Source organism: Mycobacterium sp. TH-M11 (assembly GCF_057473725.1).
In genome coordinates, this window is sequence record NZ_JBYCLD010000418.1 from 1 (window position 1) to 4,441 (window position 4,441).

At 66.5% G+C, this 4,441-nt stretch carries 3 protein-coding genes and 1 pseudogene; all 4 read right to left on the bottom strand.

Features of this window, described 5'->3' with window-relative positions; genetic code table 11:
• The coding region (locus AC2VOG_RS16470) for a PGRS repeat-containing protein (protein ID WP_486940936.1) at positions 1–710 on the bottom strand (710 nt) is incomplete at its 3' end.
• Between the two features lie 318 nt (positions 711–1,028).
• Positions 1,029–1,787, bottom strand: a complete 759-nt coding sequence (locus tag AC2VOG_RS16475) for a deoxyribonuclease IV (RefSeq protein ID WP_486940937.1) — start codon at positions 1,785–1,787, stop codon at positions 1,029–1,031.
• Positions 1,788–1,849: 62 nt separating this feature from the next.
• Entirely contained in the window at positions 1,850–3,331 is a 1,482-nt protein-coding gene (locus AC2VOG_RS16480; protein WP_486940938.1) for a glutamate-cysteine ligase family protein, read from the bottom strand.
• Between the two features lie 183 nt (positions 3,332–3,514).
• Positions 3,515–4,441 (bottom strand): annotated as a pseudogene (locus AC2VOG_RS16485) (DNA-directed RNA polymerase subunit beta'); the annotation flags it as partial.

Genomic DNA, 4,441 nt, shown 5'->3' on the forward strand with positions numbered 1-4,441 from the left:
CCGGCGTCGCCGCCAGCGCCACCGGCGCCACCGGCCAGCGCATTGGTGCCTACGCCGCCAGTGCCGCCGGCACCACCGTCACCGAACAGCCACCCGCCGGCGCCCCCCGCACCACCAGCCGCGGCGGCAGCCCCGATACCGCCGACACCGCCATTGCCGAACATTCCGGCCATCCCGCCGACGCCGCCCGCACCGCCGTCAACCCCGACCGCCCCGGTTCCGCCGTCGCCGAACAGGAATCCGCCGTCACCGAGGTCGCCGAACAGACCCGAACGGCCCAGGATCGACTCGTTGGCTCCGGTGAACCCGTCAATGCCGTCGCCGATTAGGCTGCGCCCGAACAGCTCGATGAACGGCGTGTTGATCAGGCTGAGCAGTTGCTCGTTCTGGTGGATGAAGCCGTCAACGAGGTCGTGCAGTGGCAGGTAGAAGACATCGTGGTACCAGCCGGCAACCGCCGCGTCGAATGCACCGAGCGGATCCGACCAATCGATGTCGGCCGCCCCGAATCCGGGTGCCGCGGACGCCCCTGCGGCGGACGCGAGGATTCCGTCGAGAACATCGTCGGCGATATCCGCGTGCGCCACCGGCGTCATCCCGAACGCCAGGAACGCGGCAACCGCCGAGCCCCCGCCTACCCCACGACGCAGCCTGCGCGACTGCCCCTGACGGTCGCGACCATCCGAGAACCGACCTACCGGACGTGACATTCCCAGCCTTCCGTCAGAGCTGTGAAAAGACAACCCCTGCCACAGCAAACTATCAGTATTTTTACGTAGTTACATAACCTTACTTATATAGCTTGCACAACGGATTGCCCGAAATCATTGTCAATCTGTGCCATGAACTGGCCAATCGACCGCCTTATACAACAGTTCACCCAAGCCCCGCTGCGGCGAATAGCTGAATGAAAACTGAGTGAAATCACCGATTTCGAGCGCCATAGGCTCCATCAGGTTGATTTACGTCCATCTATACGGACCCGCCGGTGTCAGTCGGCGCACCGACCAACACACGCGTAGGCGCGGTTAACGCAGTCGATCTTTGAGGAACGCGATGTCGGCCTTGCGGCCGTCTTCGGCGGTCTCGCAGATCACCGGGGCGCCGGCGGCCTTGACCACCGCGACCAACAGGTCCGGGTCGATCTGGCCCGCACCGAAGTTGGCGTGCCGGTCCCGTCCGGAGCCGGGCGCGTCCTTGGAGTCGTTGCAGTGCACCAGATCGATGCGTCCGGTGATGGCCCTGATGCGCTCCACCGCGTCGGGCAGCGATTCCCCGGCCGCCCAGGTGTGGCAGGTGTCCAGGCAGAATCCGACGCCGGTGTCGCCGATCTGGTCCCACAGTTTGGCGATGGTGTCGAAGTGCCGGGCCATCGCATAGTCACCGCCGGCGGTGTTTTCCAGGTACACCGGGACAATGGTTTCCAGGCTGTCCAGGGCCTTGCGCCACCGCGCGAACCCGGCCTGCGGGTCGTCGTCATCGGCGGTCACGTGGCCGCCATGCACGATCACCGCGACCGCGCCGATGTCGGCGGCGGCGTCGCAGGTCTGCTGCAAGATGGTGCGCGACGGGATGCGCACCCGGTTGTTCGGGGAGGCGACGTTGATCAGGTACGGCGCGTGCACGTAAATCGGCAGCGCCGCCGCGCGAAGCTGCGCCGCGTCCTCGCGCGGTTTGGGGGGCTTCCAACTTTGCGGGTTGCCGAGGAAGATCTGCACCACGTCGGCGCCGTCGGCTTCGGCGGCCGCCAGCGGATTCTGCGGGCGCACATGGGATCCGATCAACACGGCGGCCAGCCTAGTCCGGTGACGACGCGGGCGAGGGACGAGCCCGCTGAGGAGCCGGACAATCAGCCCAGTTCGATCGGCCAGGTGTGCACCGGCTGGTTGGTGTGCATGTGCGTGCAGTAGCGGCTCAGCATCTGCGCCAGCGCGGCCGGCTGGCTCAGGCCCTGCGCCTGCAGGGCGCGGACTGTCGACACCTGCCAGGTGGCGCCGTTGCGTCCCGTTACCACCCGGTCGGCGATGATGCCGAGATACCGGTCGCTCACCTCGGCGGCCACACCCCACTCGTCGAGTCCTTGGCGGGAGAGTGGCAACAACTCGCGCCGGGTCAGTTCCGCCACGCTCACCTCTCCCCGCTCCGGCCAGAACAGCCGGGCATCGATACCGAGGCGCGCGGCCCGGCGAAAGTTGTCGTGCGCCACCGCAAAACTCATCTGCGTCCACAGCGGTCGCTGTTCGCGGGCCAGCCTGCGCAGCAGCCCGTAGTAGAACACCGCATTGGCCACCATGTCGGCGACCGTGGGACCCGAGGGCAGGACCCGGTTCTCCACCCGTAAGTGGGGTCTTCCGTCGACGACGTCGTAGATCGGGCGATTCCAGCGGTACACCGTGCCGTTGTGCAGCCGCAGTTCGGCCAGTTGCGGGGTGCGTCCCTGGGCCAGCTCGTCGGCCGGGTCCTCCTCGGAGACCTCGGGCAGCAGCGACGGGAAGTACCGCACGTTCTCCTCGAACAGGTCGAAGATCGAGGTGATCCACCGCTCGCCGAACCAGACCCTGGGCCGCACCCCCTGGTTCTTCAGTTCGTCGGGCCGGGTATCGGTGGACTGAGCGAACAACTCGACGCGCGTCTCGGCCCATAGGCGGTGGCCAAAGAAGTAGGGCGAGTTGGCGCCGATCGCCAGTTGCGGGCCGGCCAGTACCTGGGCGGCATTCCAGTGGTTGGCGAAGTCGGCCGGCGAGACCTGCAGGTGCAACTGCATGCTGGTGCACGCCGACTCCGGCGCGATGTTCTCGGCATGCAGGTTCAGCGGCTCGGGTCCGTCGATGTCGATGTCGATGTCTTCGCCCCGCGCGGCGAAGATCGAGTCGTTGAGTGCGGCATACCGCGCCGAATCACTCATCCAGTCACCGGCCAGATGCTCGGGCATCAGGGTCGGCAAGATGCCGATCATGACGATGCCCGCGTGGTGTGCGCGGGCTTTGGCCTGCGCGTCATTGAGGCTGGCGCGCACCTCGGCTTCCAGGTCCAATGCGGCCAGGGCCGTGAGCTGGCGAGGCGGCACGTTGAATTCGATGTTGTAGGAACCCAATTCGCGCTGAAACGCCGGATCGTCGATCGAGGACAACACGCCGGCGTTCGACATGGCCGGCCGGTAGTCGTCGCCGATCAGGTTGCCCTCGATCTCCATACCGGTCAGCGGCGGCTCACACTCGAAGCTGGCCTGCGCCAGCATCGTTTCGAAAACGTCCAGGCACTGCTGAATCTTGTGCCGGTATTGGCGGCGTTGGGTGCGGGAGTAGCTGGTGCCGTTGACTTCGTCCCCCATCTCAACGATGCAACCTGCTCTGCTGCCGGGCCGCAACCCGAGCCGCCCTCCGCGCCGAGCGTGAAGCCATCTTCACGCTCGAGGATCGAACGTGAAGCCACCTTCACGCTCGGCAGCCGACGCTCAGCAGCTGATACGAGAAAGGCCCCGGGGGAACACCCCCGGGGCCTCGCTCGTCGATAACTAGCGGTAGTCGCTGTACCCGTAGTCGTCCAGCGGAACCGCGGCACCGGTGGCGGCGCCGAAGTCCGGGCTGTAGTACTGATCCTCGTAGGACGGGATCGTGTACGCAGCGGCCCGGGCCTCTTCGGTGGGCTGCACGGCGATGTTGCGGTACCGGTTGATGCCGGTGCCGGCCGGGATCAGCTTGCCGATGATCACGTTCTCCTTCAGGCCCTGCAGCTTGTCGCTGCGGCAGTTGATCGCCGCATCGGTCAGCACGCGGGTGGTCTCCTGGAAGGAAGCCGCCGACAGCCACGAGTCGGTGGCCAGCGACGCCTTGGTGATACCCATCAGCACCGGACGTCCGGCCGCGGGCTCCAAGCCCTCGGCCACCACACGACGGTTCGCGGTCTCGAACTCGGCCCGCTCGGTCAGCGAACCGGGCAGGAACTCCGTGGCGCCCGAGTCGATGATGGTCACCCGGCGCAGCATCTGCCGGACGATCACCTCGATGTGCTTGTCGTGGATCGACACACCTTGGGCCCGGTAGACCTGCTGGACCTCGTTGACCAGGTGGATCTGCACCTCGCGCGGGCCCTGCACACGCAGCACCTCGTGCGGGTCCGCCGAGCCCTCCATGAGCTGCTGGCCGACCTCGACGTGGTCGCCGTCAGACAGCAACCGCTCCGAGCCGTCCTCGTGCTTGAACACCCGCAGCCGCTGACGCTTGGGCAGCTTGTCGTAGACCACTTCCTCGCCACCGTCATCCGGCACGATCGTGATCTTGTAGAACTTCTCGCCCTCTTCGAGCTGCACCCGCCCGGCGACGTCGGCGATCGGCGCCTTACCACGCGGAATCCGGGCCTCGAACAGCTCCTGCACACGCGGCAGACCACCGGTGATGTCGTCACCGACACCACCCTGGTGGAAGGTACGCATGGTCAGCTG